Genomic DNA, 18260 nt, shown 5'->3' with positions numbered 1-18260 from the left:
AATCCGATTAGAACTCACGATTCATCTTCGACAGACATGAGATAAGTAAAGCTTCTTGCCCCTCATCAAAATGGCGAGTGATGTCTTTAACTAAGTCGAGGTGTAATTGGTTGTGGTGACGGTGAATTGCTTGCCCCGCCTCTGTCAACCCAACCACAATTGCACGGCGATCGTTCGGATGAGGGAAACGTTCCATCAATTTTGCAGCCACTAGCTTATCGACCTGCACCGTCAGGGTACCGGTGGTGATCCCCAGTTTATCGGCGAGCTCTTTCATTCGCATGGCTCCATGGACACCCAAAACCTCTATAGTGTGCACTTGAGCCAATGAATAGCCGGTCTCTTTGACGACAGACTGCTCCCAAGACGACATCTTGTCGTAAAACTCGGTCAGTAACTGGTTTAACGTTTCTAGATTCTGCATTAAGTCGAACGTACTTCTAATGTGAGATGACTTATCTTATCAAACTTACTCAGCTTTTGTTTGTACGCCAGCAAAGAAAGCGAGTCCTTAGACACCAAGGTAATTGCCGCCGCATAGTGATGACCACTCACTCTCCAGATATGCAAATCAGCTACTTCAGCAAAGGGCTCAAGCTCTTCACGAATTTCTTCTCGATATGTTTCTTCAATGCTCTCGTCGAGCAAAATAGGGCTGGTTTGTTTTAGGAGATTTAGCGTCCATTTACCAATAACCAGGGCGCCAACGATCCCCATAAAGGCATCTAGCCAATTCCATCCATAGAGCTTACCCAGAATCAAGGCGCCAATAGCGAGCACAGAGGTCAACGCGTCCGCTAAAACGTGCAGGTAAGCAGCTCTTAGATTGTGGTCGTGATGTTGGTGTGCATGTCCGTGATCATGTGAATGCCCATGGTCATGATGATGGTGGTCGTGATGATCCCCCAGCAAAAACATACTCGCGACATTCACGGCCAAACCAATAAAGGCGACGATAATAGCTTCATTGAAATGAATCGGCTGTGGATTGAACAATCGGTGCACCGATTCGACGATCATCATAAGCGCCACAATACCCAGCGCAATCGCACTGGTATAGCCCCCAAGTACGCTAACCTTGCCCGTGCCAAAGGAGAATCTATCATTTTTCTCATGCTTCTTCGCATAGCGATAAGCAAACAAGGTGATACAAAAAGCGGCAGCGTGTGTGCCCATGTGCCAACCATCAGCCAACAGTGCCATGGAGCCGTAGATCGTTCCCGCCACGATCTCGACCACCATAGTGGTGACAGTGAGTAGTAGCACATAAAAAGTTCGTTTCTCACCTTGATGATTATGGCTAGAAAAATTGTGTGAGTGAGGCGCAGATTCAAAAGACATGGGGCACACTTTGTTTGATAATCAAAATACTTGATTATCAATTTAGTTTGACTATCAAACAAAGTCAACCGTAAGTACCTAACACCCAATAAGATTTATTGGTTGTCGTACGCCTCGCGAGAGCGATTAATCTCATCTTGATGACTTTCTGCCCACTGAACCAGGTTGTAGAGTGGCTTGACGAGATCTCTGCCTAAATCTGTCAAAGCGTACTCAACGCGCACCGGCACCTCTGGGTATACCGTTCGATTCACATACCCTTCTCGCTCTAAATCACGCAATGTCTGAGTCAACATGCGTTGTGAGATCCCTTCGATTCTCGACTTCAATGCATTAAATCGATCAGACCCATCCACCAGCGCAAATAAGATCAGCAATGACCATTTATCGCCTATCTGTGCAACAACATTTCTCACTGGGCAGTCGCTGTTGTTGTAAAACACTCGTCTCTCTGTATTCGCCATTTCGACTTTCAACCTCTATCCATTCGTTTGCCTGTTTTGCTCCAACAGTTACCAAAAGGTAACCAGCGCAGCTTTAGGTGCCTTCTTGTAGTGTAGGTTACTATTAATTACTATGGTTATCAATCTATACCAAACAAGCAACATTAGAAAGGGAGATCACCATGATTAAACGACTTACTTCACTTATGCTTCTCGTCGCAACAACCACCGTTTTTGCACAGTCAAATGACTCTGTTACGATAGATCTTGCGTCATTGAAGAAGGAAAACTGGACTGAGCAAGAAGCCAACAATGCTGCTCTGATCACTGACTTTGTACAGCACCTGATGAACGACCATGACTTTGATTATGTGATAAAGCATTACAACGACAGCGCGTATGTGCAGCACAATCGAAACCTACCAGATAAAGTGACAGGTCTCGTTGGGTTTCTAACTGAGTTTGTCGAGGAATATCCAGACTACAGCTATGATGTTAAGCACATCTATGTCGACGGCGACTATGTGATTTTTCATTCCCACGCGACATTAAATAAAGAAGACCGAGGGAATGATGAAAAAGGGATGAACATCATCGATACTTGGCGCATCGAAGATGGTCGCATTGTCGAGCATTGGGACTCCATTCAAGCACTCGACTTTTCGATGAGAGTCTACTCCCTAATCAGTGGTGGCGATATTGCCAACGAGAACGGCGTGTTCTAATAGCCGACCACTACTAAACAAGCACTCGCCTACTCACGACATTACGACGACTGCCCCCAATCCGCGCAACGCTATGGGGGCAGCATTTGCCACTCACTCTACTCTTGATCCTCAAAGCTATTCATAACTCAATATCAATAGGAATTAACTATCAAAATAATAGGGGTAAATTACTTCTGTTACTGATAATAATTATCAATAATATTCACATCAACACAGATTAGCGTTCAATGAGGGTAACGTCATGATCAAGACTATAACTTTTGCAGGCATCCACTTCACAATTGCCACCATGGTAGCTTTTGCTCTTACTGGTGACTTTTTGCTAGGTAGTCTTGTCGCCATGATTGAACCAACCATCAACACAGGTGCTTTCTACCTACATGAAAAAGCGTGGCAAAAAGTCGCCCTTTTAAAACGTCGACAGTCTATGACTCAAGTGAAGACCGCTAGCTTTGCCGTTATTCACTTCAGCGTTGCCTTCACGGTGACTTACTTGTTAACTGGGGATGCATTTATCGGTGGCTTGATGGCAACAATCGAACCAGCCATTAACTCAGTCGCCTACTTCTTCCATGAGAAAGTATGGCAGCGTAAATCTCACGAGAGCATCGATGTTAACTTCAACAAACCGGTTGCCGCATAACGGCCATCAGCGCAATACATTCAGAATAATCTATTCGAAAACCCAGGGGCATGTCATCGACATGCCCCTTTTTACATCGATCCATTAGGAAGGCAGTAAATTCAAACTCCGAAATAGTAATAGTTAACAACCTCCTATGAATAGTGCTGACATATTAGTCAATGAATCACATCAAAAACCTAATAGGGGCCAAGTCTTGCGTTTTGCCTTTCTATCTGATTCCTCTATAGTAAGACCTACCTCCAACCATGACGATGACCGATACCGCAATGAGCAGACCACTACGAATCGAATACCCTGGCGCCTTGTATTATGTCACTTGCAAAGGCAACGACGGACAACCTATTTTCCAAGATAGGGGCGATTTTGAACTGTTCTTACAGGTACTCGAGCATACTGCCCTGCGATACAATTGGCAGGTCCATAGCTACTGTTTAATGTCGAATCAATATCATGTGATGTTAGAAACACCGGATGGCAATCTGAGTATTGGTATGCGCCAGCTCAATGGTGTGTACACGCAAAGGATAAATCACAAACGAGGTCGCAGCGGACACCTTTTCCAAGGTCGTTTCAAATCGATCTTGATAGACCGAGAGGCTTACTTCTTATCTGTTAGCCGAGATATTTTGTTAAACCCAGTACATGCAAAAATGGTCGTCGATCCCGAAAGCTACCCATGGAGCAGTTGGTGCTATCTAAACGGTAGCAAACCATCACCAACCTGGTTTGATAGTAAAACTACGTTAAAGTCATTCGATAGCAGTCCATCTGCCGCGCTAACGAAGTACAAAAAGTATGTTTTGGATGGCAAAGATGAGAATCCATGGCAAAACGTGAAACGACAGATTTTCTTAGGTGATGAAACGTTTATCCGGCGCCATCTTTCTAACCTAGATGGTAGCGATATTGATCTCAGTGATATCCCCACGCCACAACGACGCTCAGCCCCTTTGACTCTAGAGGCATACGAACAGCAAGCACAAAGCCGCGACGAAGCGATTTGTTTGGCATTTCGAAGTGGCGGTTACACGCAAAAGCAAATTGGTGCACATTTTGGTCTGCACTACTCACGAGTTAGTCGTATTGTTTCTAAGTCCACGCTCTAATTGAGTATCTCTTTTGTTCGCCTCAGCGTTTGAACTGAGGCGAACAGACTAATAGCCTCTATTTCGCCTCTCCTCCTTTCTGACGGCAAGCCGTCATTGGCATTCGTGTCACTGTCCCATTGATGTTGCAATCAACCACGTAACCTAGTCTGCCACCACTTTGACTGGCGAAGGTTGTACCTGACATCAAGATCAATGCGCTTACGCAAGATAAGATAATCAATTTCATAACGACGTCTCCTTGTTGTAAAAAGACATCAGTAAGTATGAGTCAGATTCCCGCTTACACCACCTTCCATGCGAGCATCGCTAGTGCTATGCCGAGTTACTCCAACCGTTAACTGTGCGTTATCACTCACTTACTGCTTTTAACTCTATGAATGATTAGACATTTTGTTACGAATTTATAAAAGAGTGCGGTAGAATCGCCAATCCACTATTAAGAGTGTTAGCGCCAAGACTAACCCACATGTGGCATATCAGAGTAACAATAGCAGTAAGGTAATCAGATGAATCGAATTGTTCATGTACCCGCTCAGTTTTGCGAGGTGGGCAAGCATGAGACTGTCGACTATAGTGATTCGCCCGTTTGGCGAAAAGCAGGGTATTCGAAATCCGTAGTTGATAGTGTCCGTTTGGCAGAAGATCTGCAAAAAGCCGTGGAAACACTCAACCACGATGGCTATGAAGTCGTGGCCATCACACCAATTACTAGTGGTGACTATGATTACAAGGCGTTATTAGAGGCAGGTGGTCGTGGTGAGAATGGCTATGGTGGATACGGTTATGGCTATGGTTTTAGCTATACACAAGGCCTTATTGTAACAGCAAAGCGGATTCGTACTTCTTAATCGTCTCAGTGTATTTCAATCGAGAAGATTGCATACCGATTTTTACATTTTGCCACGCTCTAGTCATAGCGCTTCTGTTGATGCATGGTAGGATCATCTCAATCCAATAATCTCCTTTTTTACATCCTATTTATTGGTAATAAGGCCTACCGGTATCAGCACCCAGTAGGCCTTGTTTGTTGCTAAGGCAGAAAAGCCATTACGATGCAGCGGCGTACTGCTCCAGTTCTTGATGCGTTGCGGTCGTGATGTACTGACCATCTAGATAGAAATCAACTGATTCCTCACCACTTACGCCTACCAAGGTACGAGCTTTACCTTCCTCGTCGATAAACTCCATTTGCATGGTGTTGTTATCAAGCTTTGAAAGCTTCACTGGTGCGGTAGAGAACTGCTTACCAACTTTGTGGTTTACTTTGATGTACGCCTCAGCTGGCGTATCTGCGACGGCCTTTTTCTTGGTGATCGGGTTAGTGCCCGTCCAAAACTCGATAGAGTTAACCACAAACAAATCAGCCGCAGCCGTGATCGCGTATACCGGTGACATCAGAGTGTAAAGACCAGCACGGGCGTAACGGTTGTCGACCCCTTTTAGGTTTACTTCATACATAAGTGCACCCGTTGTTGCCATTTGACCGATACAGCCTGTCAACATTGTCGACATTAGTGCTGCAGTAATCGTTGTTTTGATCAGTTTCATTGCTTAAAAACCTCTCACTCACACTGCCAACACAGCGCAAGCAAGTTGATTGAAATTATTAGAAAAAACCAGCAATCAGTGCTGGTTTTTCATTCCCGCCACCAATAAAGGGCGCGGGATTATAACTCCAATCAAAATCGGCTCTAGGCGCATTTTTGCTGCGCTACCTGCGCATTAACATCCAAGATCCACTTTTTCAATAACCACTCACAACAAAGCAATTAAAATGTTTTAATTCAGAACGTTATACTTGGTTTCTTTATCGTTCAACTGTTCACATCGCCACGAAAAAATCACAAAATTTCAACCTGTGACAGCCATATCCTACAACAGCACCAAACTTGCCGTTCCTAAGAAGGCGAAGAAACCCACCACGTCTGTCACTGTGGTCAAGATAACCGAGCCAGCGAGTGCAGGATCGAGTTTTAGCTTATCGAGTATTAGTGGGATAAGTACCCCAAACAGCGCCGCAGTAATGATATTAACGATGATAGCCAATGCAATAGTGCCGCCAAGTAAAGGAGACTGGAACCACAGCCCGGCAACTGCGCCAATGATTGCCGCCCACAACAAACCATTGATAGCACCGATCCCTAACTCATTTTTGATCAAGGCGAATCGGTTACCTGACGTGATCTGATTTAAAGCCATAGAGCGAACCATCAACGTTAGGGTTTGGCTACCGGCAATCCCTCCCATAGAAGCCACGATCGGCATGAGAACCGCGAGTGCGACAACTTGGGCGATAACATCCTCAAACAAACCAATCGTCACTGAAGCAAGAATGGCAGTTAATAGGTTGATACCCAGCCACACACCACGCTTCTGTGAGCTTTTAAGAATGGGAGCGAATAGATCATCGCCTTCATCCATACCCGTACCAGCCATAAGGCGCGTTTCATAGATTTCACGCTGGGTACTTAATGCAAACTTCCAATCGATTTCTCCGACCAGACGTTTACGTTCATCGAGTACTGGCAACGCGGCAAATGCTGAGCGTTCCATTGCGTCTACCGCTTCGGTTAACGCCATATTGGCACTTAAAGTGTTCACATGTTCAAGCACTAACTGTTTGATACGCGCCTGTGGGTCAGCGCTTAGTAAATCGATGTAGTCCACCATGCCTCGAAAGCGTTGCTGCTTGTCGATAAGGTAGATGTGGCTTGCCGATTCGACATTGTATTTAGCAACTAAAACTCGAGCACGCTCTACGGATATGTTGAATGGGATAGCGATAACCTTACGCTCCGCCCAGCGACCTAGCTCTTCTTCTTCGTATTCGTTGGCTTGGTCATAGAGCTCGAGTTCACCTGGTTCAAGCAGCGATATCGCTTCTTCAATGATGTCGTCAGGCAGAGAGTCTGCCCATTCGATAAGTGATAGGTTGTCCAGCTTAGCGAGCGTGAGTCTCAGCTCTGTCTCTGACAAAGCATCAAGAATCGACACCCTCACTTCGCCGCGCGACTCGGTCAATACCTCGATATGACTCTCAAGAGGCAGTTCACGCCATAGCCGTACCCTTTGTTCAATTGGGAAGGCTTCAAGGATCAGAGCAATCGACGATGCGTCGAGACCTTGCTCTATAAAGCGATTGAGAATGTGCGGCTGCTGTGCCTCTTCTGCCTGTGAGATTTGCTCAATTTGAACTGACAGATCTTGGAATTCGCTCACTGCGGGCTCCCTGTAACCGTGCGCGTAATTAGAATACCTTCTATCATAGCGAATAGGTCACCAAGCCACATTCAGAATATTGATAAAGCTGAATAAATTTTAATCGTTTAGCGTCGCTTAGACTTCAATTTTCCGCGTAACTAAACACGATCTCTCCTTGAAGCATGGTCATGACCACACGAGCTTTCGCAATGCCTTCCGGAGCAAGTTTACGAATATCTTCATCTAGCAAGACCAAGTCCGCTGATCTCCCTATCGCGATGGTGCCTGTTATGTGGTCGATACCTAAGCTTTTAGCAGCATTGATGGTGTAGGCATCAATCGCAGCTTCCAATGTTGGCAATCCGCTGCTTTCCATTATCAAGCTGTTGGCGATACCCACTAACGGATTGATGTCATGCACATTCCAATCGCTGCTTAACGTGATATTAGCGCCTGTATCAAATATCGCCTTAAGGTTCATCAATCGGTGAGCTCGCATTGCTCCTATAAAAGCTTCTGCCCATGCATGATCGTTATAGGCAACGTAGTCTGAACCCACTTGGAAGTCTGCGGTAACTCCGAGTTTGTTGAACCGAGACTCATCGTTTTTATCGACGAGCTCAACATGGGTCAGAGTGTACGGCTTGTTACTTCCTTGCTGGCGAACCTGCTCAATAGCATCCAAAGATTCTCGAACAGCGCCATCACCAATTGCGTGTATGTGGGCACTATAGCCGATATTATTCAATGCCTTGAGCCAGTTGCTCACCTCTTTGGGCGGAATATAGTTGATGCCATAGGGCTTATTCGTTAAGTAAGTATCGAGATAGGGTGCCAACAGCTTAGCCGTACCATTAATGATGATGCCGTCGCTATACATCTTCACTTGGTTGATAATAAGGCGATCATGCATTGTCGGATCGCTCGAATAGATAGATTCAAGATACTTTAGCTGCGCCGTCATTTCTTCGTTTGGGTATACCCAAGGTCGAAGCGCAACGCGCGCGGTTAATGTCTGCTGGTCCTCAGCATGACGCCATACCTCATACCAGCCTCGCTTCCAATACAGCCGTCCATCACCAATGGTTGTAATACCGTACTCTGCTGCTGTTTCAAGCCCTACAAGCAAGCCCTGATAACTCTGTTCAAATTGATTATTTAGACTGTTCCAAGCAACCTCCATAACAGCATCCCCAGCGCTATCAAGCAATATGCCATTAAGCTTGCCAGAGGTTTCATCACGCAGAATGACACCGCCTTGAGGGTTAGGTGTGTCTTCAGAAATCTGAGCTAACTCTAGGGCAGTTGAGTTCACCCACATGGAATGAGAAGTTTGCTCCATTAAGATCACAGGACGATCAGGGAATATGCTGTCCAACATATCGAGCGGTGACTGGCCAGTGTCATGCGCTAAAAGCATCTCAAGTGAAAAGCCATAGCCCATTAACCAGCCTTTCGATTGTGATTGCTGTTGGCAATACCCAAGATAAGGCTTCAGTTCTAATAGCGTCACCGAAGCGCTCAACTCACAGTTACCTCCTGCCTCAGACGCAGCTTCGAGCACATGGTTATGATTGTCGATAAAGCCCGGCATCAACAGCTGTCCATTCAGGTCTATCACTTGTGTCTTATCATCAATCGATGCAAGCAGCTCCTCTGACCCGCCAATCGCAGTTATTACACCGTTTTGAATGGCCAACGCACGTGCATCTTCACTGTTATAGATCGAGCCATTGACTAAAACGATGTCTGGTGCAGCAACAGCTAATAAGGGGGTAAAGAAGCCTGACAGAACCATCGCAAAAAGCATCGATTTTTTGAACATAGCGTGGAATATATGGGTCACCATTTTGATAAAAGCCTCAAAATCCATCAATTAGACGCATGATATATAAATGCGATATTGATTCGTAAAATCAATTAGTTATATACACCGAATTGATATCAATAAAAGTACATAAGACTATTCACTTCTATGTATATAAGTGTAATGATATGTACCGGCTTATAAAAATTGAACCAATATCACAAAATAACAACGTTTGGGAATCATTCATGTGCAAGTGTAAACATGCAGTATCACTAGTTAGAGTCCGACGCAGCGTCTGGCAGAAACTCTCTGGCATCAAAGAGGTTTATCGATGCCGAGAGTGTGGAGAGAAAACCATCGTTCGCTAACGATACTGACTTACCAATAACGCTGCCTAGGTTGAAACTTAGGTGGCGTTTTTTTTCTTAGTGCGCTTTGCATTCGACCGAAGTTTCGACCCAGCATAATGCGTATTTGACTGTAGGTTTCATAGGCGAGTAGCTTCCACGCTGGTGCAGTCCAGTATCTGGTGTACATATGCTTCATGGCAGCATTCACATCAGGCGACATTTTCGTGATTTCGGAAGCAAGTGATAACGCTTCCTCTATTGGCTGATCACTGACCTTTGTCACTAGTCCATACTCGAGCGCTTGTTGCGCAGTAAGCTCAGTCCCACAAATAGAGACTAACAAGGCTTTGTCTTTTGGCATCACTTCTCTAAGTGCTATCGAGCCTGCCATATCCGAAGTTAACCCCATCTTAGATTCCATGATCGACAAGTTGGCTTCTGGTGAGCAAATACGAAAGTCGGCACCTAGCGCGATCTGCATGCCCGCTCCCCAGCAATAACCATCAATCGCTGCAATCACAGGAACAGAGAGTTTGCGCCAATTACTACTGACTTGTTGAGCACGATTAGATTGGCCGGGAAGCCATTTGAAAAGCAGCCTCACGGCATTGCTCTTTTGCGTCATCATAGATTTGAAATCTAAACCCGAACTAAAGTTGCCTCCAGATCCTGTCAAAATCACTGCTCGTAGTTGACGATCTCTTCTGAGCAAACGACTGACATCAATTAACTCATCAAACATGGCCATATCGACGCCATTAAACTTGTCTGGTCGATTGAGTGTTACGGTCACAATATCGTCTGAACGACTTACTTCAATCCTTTGATACGTCATCTTTATGATTTCCCTATAGTTGTTTTCTGACTGTAGTTATTTTTTGAAGTTATATGCTGACTTTTTAATCAGTTTAGTGAGAGTTCACGTCAACGTTAGAATATTTACTCAATAATGAGAGGTCTCACCTATTTACAGTAGGGTTACGCATTGTGTGAGATGCTGCTGATCAAGTAGCGACTTCACTACTAATTTTAAGAGGTCGGTTACGTTCTAAAGTTATAGTGCTTGTTTTATATCATTTGAGTGTTTGAATGGAGGAGCTCCATTGGATGAATAGGAAGTACAATCCATGATTACGGAAAATCAAAACTCGCAAGTGTCAAACAATGACACTCAACCCACACCTGATGCCCATCAGAGTACCGATTCAATACATGTCATCGAATATAAACCTCAGGATCCTTGGTGGTTTAATGCGATTATGGCCACGTTTACCTACCTGTTGCTGGTCTTCGTTTTACCGACTCAGTTAGCTGGTGCTGACCGTGATACATTAGCGCTAATCGACTCGATTAGCCGATTAGCTATACCCATCTCGTTGATATGGTTTACGCCTACAATACTCAACAAGCTAAAACAGTTTCGTCAAACTAAAGTGACACCAGCGTAGCCGTTGAGTGATCATTTATGGGCATCAGCAAGATGCTTGTCGGTAAAACTTTATTTTTCTAGCTTCACTTCAGAACTTTATTGATTTACAGACAGTTAGCTCTAGCACACTTCTGCCCCACTAAAAATGTGAGTGAGATCACCTTGATCGTACATTTTCATAGTGTTATCGTGGTTTGGATGACGAAAATGTGACCACAAGGAGTGTGCTTTGCCGAATATTCAAGTGAGTCGTTGGCGTGTTGAATCTTGTCCTGAAGCTTTAGAGCAAAAGATCATCTCAGCCGTCGCCTACAAGGAAATGAAGGGAACTATTTCTGATTTTGAGTTGTGTCAGATATTCGGAGAAACCGTTTGGAAGAGCGGCGATGATTACCATACTCATGCAGTATCCGTGCTTATTAACGAAGCAGAAAAGTGCTGCAGAGTCATACCAAGACAGTTAGCCTAATAGCTTTCAGTTTGCTAATAGTTTTCAGTTTGTATCAAAACTGTCTTAGTCTCATTAAAAAGGTCTACCCTCGGGTAGACCTTTTTTGTGTCACTTTACGAGACCTAATCTCACAAATAACTAGCCTTGTGAATAGATACCTTCGAGTGTTTCGTCTTTGCGCTTCCATACATCGTTTAGCCAGTGATGGAAACGGCGCTTAAATACTTTGTCGTTGAAATAGTCGCCGGTCAGGTTCTCATCCATTTCATACACGTCTATCTTCACCACTACTTTGGTGAGTTTTCCTTTTAGCATATCTTCAAACGGCTTTTCACGATTCTCTGGGTACGCCAAGGTGACGTCAACGACACCATCGAGCAAGTGATTCATCGCATTCAACGTAAAGGCTACGCCGCCTGTTTTCGGCTTAAGGAGATGGCGATAAGGTGTCTTTACCGTCGCTAGCTTGTCTGAGCTAGCTCGAGTACCCTCAACAAAGCTGATCATTGTGGTCGGGACGTGTTCAAACTTACGGCACGCTTTACGTATTGCATTGAAGTCATCATTACGACGCTCAGGGTGTTTGACCAAATAGGCTTGAGAATGACGCTTCATAAACGGCATATCTAACCCCCAGCACGCTAACCCTACAAACGGTACGTAAAGCAGGCTTTGCTTCAAAAGAAACTTACACATCGGGATTTTGTTTTTCATCACCGAGGTAATGATCACGATGTCCGTCCAACTCAGGTGATTAGACAGCAGCATATACCACTGCTCTGGAGATAACTCTTCCCCACCCTCAACTTGCCAATCAATATTATTGTTGATGTTGAGAAGCCAAAGGTTGAGCGTCGCCCATAACCACATCTGTTTGTTAGACAAACTCGTCATCAAAGTTTGGATTCGCTTCAAAGGTAAGACAAGTTTGATAATGGAAAATGTACACACAACAACCGCAGTCACCGCTGTGTTGAGGATTACCAAAAGAGAGGAAATGACCAGTCGTAGATTACCAAGCATACATTTAGTTACATCTGAAAAAGGGAGGGCAATAATAGCAACTTTTTGTCAAACGTATAGTAATGCTTTGTCACTTGCGTGGAGCTTGGACAAGCTCCACGAATAATTCATTTTATAACAGTAAGTTACTAAATCCAGCCCGCGAGATGTCCGACCAGGTAGAGCGCAATTGCAGCCATCACACCCGCTACAATGTCATCGATCATAATACCGAGACCACCATGAACGCGCTTATCTAACCACCCTATCGGCCACGGTTTTACCATGTCAAAAAAGCGGAATAATACGAAGCCAGTAACCAGCCATTTCCAATCATCGACAGGCAGCTTTAGTGCAGGGACGATTGCCATGGTAATCCAAAAGCCAGCAAACTCATCCCACACGATGGAGCCGTGATCATGCACGCCCATATCTTGAGATGTCACATCGCAGATCTTGATACCTATGATGCATGCCAGTACGACCGCAATGAGATAAACACTAAGAGGCAGTTGAACTAGCAGCAAATACAGCGGAATCGCGGCAAGGGTTCCCATGGTGCCTGGAATAATTGGTGACAAACCACTGCCAAAGCCAGTTGCCAGCAAGTGCCATGGATTTTTAAGTGAGATTAGGTCGAGAGGATTACTCATTGATTTCCCTTAAAATGATCGAAGCCATCAAGTTGCCAGCTCACTGGCGCGTCATTGTTATGCAGTTCTAACTGACCAGTCCCAGTGATCTGCCCAATACAGGTGAATGGCGTGGTACTCAGCGCGACTTCTAACTGCCCACGGTTTGCTTCAGGCACTGTAAAGCATAGCTCGTACTCTTCACCGCTGGTTAATGCGTACTGCTGCGCTTCTTCCGTTCCGCCGACGAATCGCACCAATTCATCAGAAAACGGCAGTTCAGCAACATTCAATCTTGCGCCGACATTTGAACGCTTAAGGATATGCCCCAAGTCAGAAACAAGGCCATCTGAAATGTCGATAGCGGATGAGGCAATATCGCGCAGCGCGAGACCCGCGAGCACACGAGGTGTCGCTTCAAAATGGCGTCTTTGCAGTTCGCTATTAAGCTCTCGGTCACCGCTGATGTTCTTCTCTAGAATCACATCCAGACCCGCTTTCGCATCGCCAAGCTTTCCGGTTACGTATATCCAATCACCAGACTCGGCACCGTGCCTCGTTAGTGCTTTACCTTCTGGCACTAGCCCTTGGACTGTCAGTGTAATCGTCAATGGTCCTCTCGTGGTATCCCCGCCGATTAATTGAATTCCGTAGTAATCCGCAAGCTTGAAGAAGGCAGAAGAGAAACGCTCTAGCCAAGACGCGTTCATCTCAGGAAGCGAGATGCCCATGGATACCCAAGCCGGAGAAGCGCCCATTGCGACAAGGTCGCTAATATTAGAAGCAAGCGCTTTATGGGCGATATGTGCAGGATCCGCGTCGGCTAGGAAGTGAGTACCCGAAACTAGAGTATCAGTGCTAATGGCAATGTGAGAGCCGTTTGAGGGTGCAACGATGGCGCAATCGTCGCCTTGAGCCAGGACTACGTCCTTTCGGCTTTGCTGTTTATGAGCAAAGTACTTGTCGATTAAGCTAAATTCACCAGACATCGTGTCGATTTCGTACTGAAAAGGTGGAAAGAGTATATAAAAAAGGCCAGCAAATTGCTGACCTTTTTACGAATAGACAAACTTTGTTTCGTTACTTCTTACGAACGTGCGGTGCGGCTTTATCTAGCACACCGTTAACGAATTTGTGGCTGTCTTCAGCTGCGAATACTTTTGCAAGTTCGATAGCTTCGTTAATAACCACTTTGTAAGGTACGTCTTCACGGCTTGTCATCTCGTACATCGCTAGGCGAAGTAACGCAAGTTCCATCATATCTAGATCTTGCATTGGACGAGAAACAAATGGACGTAGCTTGCTGTCTAGTTCCGTGTGATTCAACGCGACACCCGTGAGTAGGTCACGGAAATATACAACGTCAGTCTCTGGCGCAGTCAACGCAGGCTCAGCAGCATGATGCTCTTCTTCATCATACTTACCACCTGATAAGAACTGTTCTTCAACAGTGGCAACATTTTCTTTAGTAATTTGCCAAGAATAAATTGCTTGCAGAGCAAATTGACGTGCATTACGACGTGCGGCTGGTTTCACACTGGCCCCCATTAGGAATCGATTTCAGAAAGAACGTTGATCATTTCAAGCGCGCTTAGTGCAGCCTCTGCACCTTTATTACCAGCCTTGGTTCCTGCACGCTCGATAGCTTGATCGATGGTATCAACAGTCAATACACCAAAGGCTACTGGTAGGCTATATTCCAGAGACACTTGTGCAAGACCTTTATTACACTCACTACAAACATAGTCGAAATGTGGTGTACCGCCACGAATGACTGTACCTAGCGATACGATTGCATCAAACTTGCCAGTTTTTGCAACACGTTGAGCAACAAGAGGTAGCTCAACTGCACCTGGGCAGCGTACAACCGTGATGTTGTCTTCGCTCACTTGACCGTGACGTTTCAAAGTATCGATAGCACCCGATAATAGGCTTTCATTGATAAAACTATTGAAACGAGAAATAACAATAGCAATCTTTGCGTTCGGTGCTGGGAAGCCACCCTCGATAACTTTCATATGCTTTCCTTATAAACTATGTTCATCGCGCGAGAATCGACGGATTCTAGCACAAGTCATTTATTAATATCTACCGCTAACTTTGCTCAAACAAGGCTTTAGCAAAGCGTTTAAAAACGAGGTGCGGACTCAATGAGAAAAAGCCTTTGCTTATCAGAAGCAAAGGCTTAATAAATTACTCGGTTACGTATTCCGTTACTGTCAGACCGAAGCCACCCAATGCGTGGTATTTTTTATCAGCCGACGACAATAGCTTCATTTCGTGGACGCCAAGATCAGCCAGAATTTGCGAACCAACCCCTACGCGACGTGATGTGCCCTGCTTTTTCGCCATTGTTGGCGCAGTGCCACTGTCTTGTTGCTCAAACATCTTGATTTTATGAACCAGGAGCTCGGTACTCTCTTCGTTACCAAGAATGACCAACACACCACCTTCATCACCAATACGCTTCATCGCTTTATCTAGCGTCCAACTGCGGTCGGAGTTACGATTTGAACGCAGAATATCAGTGAATGTGTCTTGCAAGTGAACACGTACTAACGGCGTTTTCGCTGTCAAATCTCCTGCACACATCGCATAGTGGATTTGGTTGTCGATCGTATCGCGATAAGTAACAAGCTCGAACTCGCCAAATTCAGTTGGCAAATGACATGCTGCAACGCGCTCAATGGTGGTCTCGTTGTTGTTACGGTATTCGATTAGATCAGCAATCGTGCCAAGCTTGATGTCATGTTTTTCAGCAAATACTTCAAGGTCTGGGCGACGTGCCATGGTGCCATCGTCGTTTAGGATCTCAACGATTACCGACGCTGGCTCAAAGCCCGCAAGCTTAGCAAGGTCACAACCCGCTTCAGTGTGACCTGCACGGGTCAGAACGCCACCATCTTGCGCAGCAAGTGGGAAGATATGGCCTGGCTGAACAAGGTCTGCAGCCTTTGCATCTTTGGCAACAGCAGCTTGCACGGTGCGAGCACGGTCTGCGGCAGAGATACCTGTCGTCACGCCCTCGGCTGCCTCAATAGACACAGTGAAGTTAGTAGTGTATTGAGCGTTGTTGTCTTGCACCATAGGTGACAGACCCAGTGATTCACAACGCGCTTTGGTCATAGTTAAACAGATGAGACCACGACCGTGTGTCGCCATAAAGTTAATGGCTTCAGGGGTAATCTGCTCAGCGGCCATAATAAGGTCGCCTTCGTTTTCACGGTCTTCATCATCCATAAGGATGACCATTTTTCCTAAACGAATATCTTCGATGATTTCTTGCGGCGTACTAATTGGCATTTCACGTTCCTGTTGTTGCGCTCGTTGTTATATTGGTTTGGCAATATTACGCAAAACCGTTTTGTTGTAAGAATTCCATAGTGAGTCGAGACTCAGGCTCATTTTGCGCCTGAGCATTGAGTAAACGCTCCATATAGCGCGCTAGAACGTCGACCTCTAGATTGACTTTTCTTCCTACCTGGAAGTGGTCGATCGTCGTCTCTTCAGTGGTGTGCGGCACTATGGTTAGCTTAAAAGCATCTTTGCGCAAATCGTTCACGGTCAGGCTAATACCATCGACAGTAATGGAGCCTTTTTCCGCAACATATTTACTCAGCTCAGAAGGCATTTGAACCCAAAACTCAATAGCGCGGCCTACGTGTTGTCTATCGACAATCTCGCCGACACCATCGACGTGTCCCGATACAATATGACCACCAAATCGAGTTGTTGGCAGCATCGCCTTCTCAAGGTTTACTTTATCGCCCACGCGATAGTCAGCAAAACCGGTTTTATTGAGTGTTTCTACCGACAAATCAGCTTGATAACTCGTCTCTGAGTAGTCAGTAACCGTCAGGCAAACGCCATTAGTGGCAATACTATCGCCGAGCTTTACATCGCCCATGTCCAGCTTGCCGACTTCGACTGTCACGCTGATATCTTCACCCTTCGGTGTAATGGCTTTTAACGTGCCAACGGCTTCTATAATTCCTGTAAACATCTTCTAATTCTTTGTTAGCTGTGGCGTGGCAACGATTCGGATATCTTTGCCCACCATACGAATATCTTTAATATTGAGGTCGATAACGTCTTGCATCTCTTCAAGACCGAGCGCACCGATCAGTCCTCGACTATCTGCACCCATAAGCTTAGGCGCTAAATAAACAATAAGCTCGTCGACAAGTTGCGCTTGCATCATTGAGCTCGCCAGCGTTGCGCCCGCTTCGACCCAAACATGATTAATCTGGTGCTCCGCTGCCAAGGCGTCTAGCGTTTTAGCGAGATCAAGCTGCTCATCGCTAGTCAGTGAGATATCAAGATCACCCCCCTGATTAGCGACTCGGATGATAGGACCTGTCGATTGAAACAGTTTCAGTTCTTCGGTTAGCTGATGATGTCGGTCCAAAATCACACGCGTTGGTTGGCGAAGCTCCTCTCGCTCTATCGTCTCTTTTACCTGACTTGGTAGCTCGTCCCAGCGCACGTTTAACGACGCATTATCGTCGATGACGGTTTTGCTCGTTGATAGGATTGCGCCAGCTTGCGCTCGATATGCTTGCACATCTTTTCTTGCTTCTGGTCCAGTAATCCACTGACTTTTGCCATTCGCAAGTGCAGTCTGACCATCTAGGCTGGCTGCCATTTTTAGCTGAACGAAGGGACGCTGGATTTCCATCTTCTTGAGAAAACCCGGATTAAGCGCTCGTGCATCTTGCTCAAGCAAGCCAACATGCACCTCTATACCTGCTTCTTTAAGCATGGCAAAACCGCGCCCCGCAACTTGCGGGTTAGGATCAGACATAGCGCACACCACTTTCGCAACGCCCGCTTTAATCAAACCTTCGGCACAAGGTGGAGTGCGACCATAGTGTGAGCAAGGCTCTAACGTTACATAAGCCGTTGCACCTTTGGCTTTGTCACCAGCCATACGCATCGCATGCACTTCGGCATGTGGCTCACCGGCTTTTTTATGGTAGCCGTGACCGACAATCTCATCGCCGAGCGTAATCACGCAGCCCACGTTAGGGTTTGGCGCTGTGGTAAAGCGTCCTTTTTTCGCAAGGTCTATCGCTAAACTCATCATTTGATGGTCGATAGCGCTAAACTGACTCATAG

23 protein-coding genes are annotated in these 18260 nt (G+C 45.7%); 7 read left to right on the top strand and 16 right to left on the bottom strand.

Features of this window, described 5'->3' with window-relative positions; translation table 11 throughout:
• Positions 1-7: 7 nt before the first annotated feature.
• The 3 genes from J4N45_RS11705 to J4N45_RS11695 form a co-directional block, all read right to left on the bottom strand.
• Positions 8-424, bottom strand: coding sequence for a MarR family winged helix-turn-helix transcriptional regulator (locus tag J4N45_RS11705; RefSeq protein ID WP_042477654.1), 417 nt, complete (start codon positions 422-424; stop codon positions 8-10).
• Complete coding sequence (gene dmeF, locus J4N45_RS11700) at positions 424-1341, bottom strand: CDF family Co(II)/Ni(II) efflux transporter DmeF (protein ID WP_252011548.1); 918 nt, start codon at positions 1339-1341, stop codon at positions 424-426. Before dmeF ends, J4N45_RS11705 begins: the two co-directional genes overlap by 1 nt.
• 95 nt (positions 1342-1436) lie before the next feature.
• Positions 1437-1805, bottom strand: a complete 369-nt coding sequence (locus tag J4N45_RS11695; RefSeq protein WP_128649366.1) for a winged helix-turn-helix transcriptional regulator — start codon at positions 1803-1805, stop codon at positions 1437-1439.
• A gap of 161 nt (positions 1806-1966) precedes the next feature.
• Here J4N45_RS11695 and J4N45_RS11690 point away from each other — a divergent pair, with 161 nt between their 5' ends.
• From J4N45_RS11690 to J4N45_RS11680, 3 genes are all read left to right on the top strand, one after another.
• Complete coding sequence (locus J4N45_RS11690; protein WP_252011546.1) at positions 1967-2509, top strand: nuclear transport factor 2 family protein; 543 nt, start codon at positions 1967-1969, stop codon at positions 2507-2509.
• A gap of 244 nt (positions 2510-2753) precedes the next feature.
• Complete coding sequence (locus tag J4N45_RS11685) at positions 2754-3155, top strand: DUF2061 domain-containing protein (protein ID WP_252011531.1); 402 nt, start codon at positions 2754-2756, stop codon at positions 3153-3155.
• Positions 3156-3424: 269 nt separating this feature from the next.
• Entirely contained in the window at positions 3425-4264 is an 840-nt protein-coding gene (locus J4N45_RS11680; RefSeq protein WP_252011529.1) for a transposase, read from the top strand.
• Positions 4265-4322: 58 nt separating this feature from the next.
• On the opposite strand, the gene J4N45_RS11675 is transcribed toward J4N45_RS11680, so the two are convergent.
• Positions 4323-4493: a hypothetical protein gene (locus J4N45_RS11675; protein ID WP_252011527.1), complete on the bottom strand. Its 171-nt coding sequence runs from the start codon at positions 4491-4493 to the stop codon at positions 4323-4325.
• 280 nt (positions 4494-4773) lie between these two features.
• On the opposite strand from J4N45_RS11675, the gene J4N45_RS11670 reads away from it, so the two are divergent.
• Positions 4774-5115 (top strand): hypothetical protein, encoded by a 342-nt coding sequence (locus J4N45_RS11670; RefSeq protein WP_252011526.1) that lies wholly within the window; start codon positions 4774-4776, stop codon positions 5113-5115.
• Between the two features lie 199 nt (positions 5116-5314).
• Here the strand turns inward: J4N45_RS11670 and J4N45_RS11665 are convergent, their stop codons facing one another.
• The 3 genes from J4N45_RS11665 to J4N45_RS11655 form a co-directional block, all read right to left on the bottom strand.
• A complete protein-coding gene (locus J4N45_RS11665; protein WP_042477647.1) occupies positions 5315-5815 on the bottom strand; it encodes a DUF3332 family protein in 501 nt (166 codons plus the stop codon).
• 324 nt (positions 5816-6139) lie between these two features.
• Complete coding sequence (locus J4N45_RS11660) at positions 6140-7486, bottom strand: magnesium transporter (RefSeq protein ID WP_252011525.1); 1347 nt, start codon at positions 7484-7486, stop codon at positions 6140-6142.
• Between the two features lie 124 nt (positions 7487-7610).
• Positions 7611-9293 carry an amidohydrolase gene (locus J4N45_RS11655; protein WP_503056891.1) on the bottom strand — a complete coding sequence of 561 codons (1683 nt, stop codon included), beginning with the start codon at positions 9291-9293 and terminating at the stop codon, positions 7611-7613.
• A gap of 230 nt (positions 9294-9523) precedes the next feature.
• Between J4N45_RS11655 and J4N45_RS27215 the strand changes: the two genes are divergently transcribed.
• Complete coding sequence (locus J4N45_RS27215) at positions 9524-9646, top strand: hypothetical protein (protein ID WP_286036871.1); 123 nt, start codon at positions 9524-9526, stop codon at positions 9644-9646.
• Positions 9647-9656: 10 nt separating this feature from the next.
• On the opposite strand, the gene J4N45_RS11650 is transcribed toward J4N45_RS27215, so the two are convergent.
• A complete protein-coding gene (locus J4N45_RS11650; RefSeq protein ID WP_252011524.1) occupies positions 9657-10463 on the bottom strand; it encodes a crotonase/enoyl-CoA hydratase family protein in 807 nt (268 codons plus the stop codon).
• 292 nt (positions 10464-10755) lie between these two features.
• On the opposite strand from J4N45_RS11650, the gene J4N45_RS11645 reads away from it, so the two are divergent.
• Complete coding sequence (locus J4N45_RS11645) at positions 10756-11076, top strand: hypothetical protein (protein WP_252011523.1); 321 nt, start codon at positions 10756-10758, stop codon at positions 11074-11076.
• Between the two features lie 210 nt (positions 11077-11286).
• Positions 11287-11526, top strand: coding sequence for a hypothetical protein (locus tag J4N45_RS11640; protein WP_042477637.1), 240 nt, complete (start codon positions 11287-11289; stop codon positions 11524-11526).
• 120 nt (positions 11527-11646) lie between these two features.
• On the opposite strand, the gene yihG is transcribed toward J4N45_RS11640, so the two are convergent.
• From yihG to ribD, 8 genes are all read right to left on the bottom strand, one after another.
• Positions 11647-12531, bottom strand: coding sequence for a 1-acylglycerol-3-phosphate O-acyltransferase, YihG family (gene yihG, locus J4N45_RS11635; RefSeq protein WP_252011521.1), 885 nt, complete (start codon positions 12529-12531; stop codon positions 11647-11649).
• Between the two features lie 128 nt (positions 12532-12659).
• The gene (gene pgpA, locus J4N45_RS11630) at positions 12660-13163 is read right to left on the bottom strand and encodes a phosphatidylglycerophosphatase A (RefSeq protein WP_252011520.1); all 504 of its coding nucleotides are present in this window, start codon (positions 13161-13163) and stop codon (positions 12660-12662) included.
• Positions 13160-14131 (bottom strand): thiamine-phosphate kinase, encoded by a 972-nt coding sequence (gene thiL / locus J4N45_RS11625; RefSeq protein WP_128649371.1) that lies wholly within the window; start codon positions 14129-14131, stop codon positions 13160-13162. The genes pgpA and thiL overlap by 4 nt, the downstream gene beginning before the upstream one ends.
• Before the next feature lie 91 nt (positions 14132-14222).
• Positions 14223-14690 (bottom strand): transcription antitermination factor NusB, encoded by a 468-nt coding sequence (nusB, locus tag J4N45_RS11620; RefSeq protein ID WP_006069876.1) that lies wholly within the window; start codon positions 14688-14690, stop codon positions 14223-14225.
• A complete protein-coding gene (gene ribH / locus J4N45_RS11615) occupies positions 14690-15160 on the bottom strand; it encodes a 6,7-dimethyl-8-ribityllumazine synthase (RefSeq protein WP_004415274.1) in 471 nt (156 codons plus the stop codon). Before ribH ends, nusB begins: the two co-directional genes overlap by 1 nt.
• 175 nt (positions 15161-15335) lie before the next feature.
• Positions 15336-16445: a bifunctional 3,4-dihydroxy-2-butanone-4-phosphate synthase/GTP cyclohydrolase II gene (ribBA, locus tag J4N45_RS11610; RefSeq protein ID WP_252011519.1), complete on the bottom strand. Its 1110-nt coding sequence runs from the start codon at positions 16443-16445 to the stop codon at positions 15336-15338.
• Positions 16446-16491: 46 nt separating this feature from the next.
• Positions 16492-17145: a riboflavin synthase gene (locus J4N45_RS11605; RefSeq protein WP_252011518.1), complete on the bottom strand. Its 654-nt coding sequence runs from the start codon at positions 17143-17145 to the stop codon at positions 16492-16494.
• A gap of 3 nt (positions 17146-17148) precedes the next feature.
• Positions 17149-18258 carry a bifunctional diaminohydroxyphosphoribosylaminopyrimidine deaminase/5-amino-6-(5-phosphoribosylamino)uracil reductase RibD gene (gene ribD / locus J4N45_RS11600; RefSeq protein WP_252011517.1) on the bottom strand — a complete coding sequence of 370 codons (1110 nt, stop codon included), beginning with the start codon at positions 18256-18258 and terminating at the stop codon, positions 17149-17151.
• Between the last annotated feature and the right edge of the window lie 2 nt (positions 18259-18260).

Source organism: Vibrio sp. SCSIO 43140, from assembly GCF_023716585.1.
Lineage (GTDB): Bacteria > Pseudomonadota > Gammaproteobacteria > Enterobacterales > Vibrionaceae > Vibrio > Vibrio maritimus_B.
This window is presented reverse-complemented; position numbering and strand designations above follow the sequence as displayed.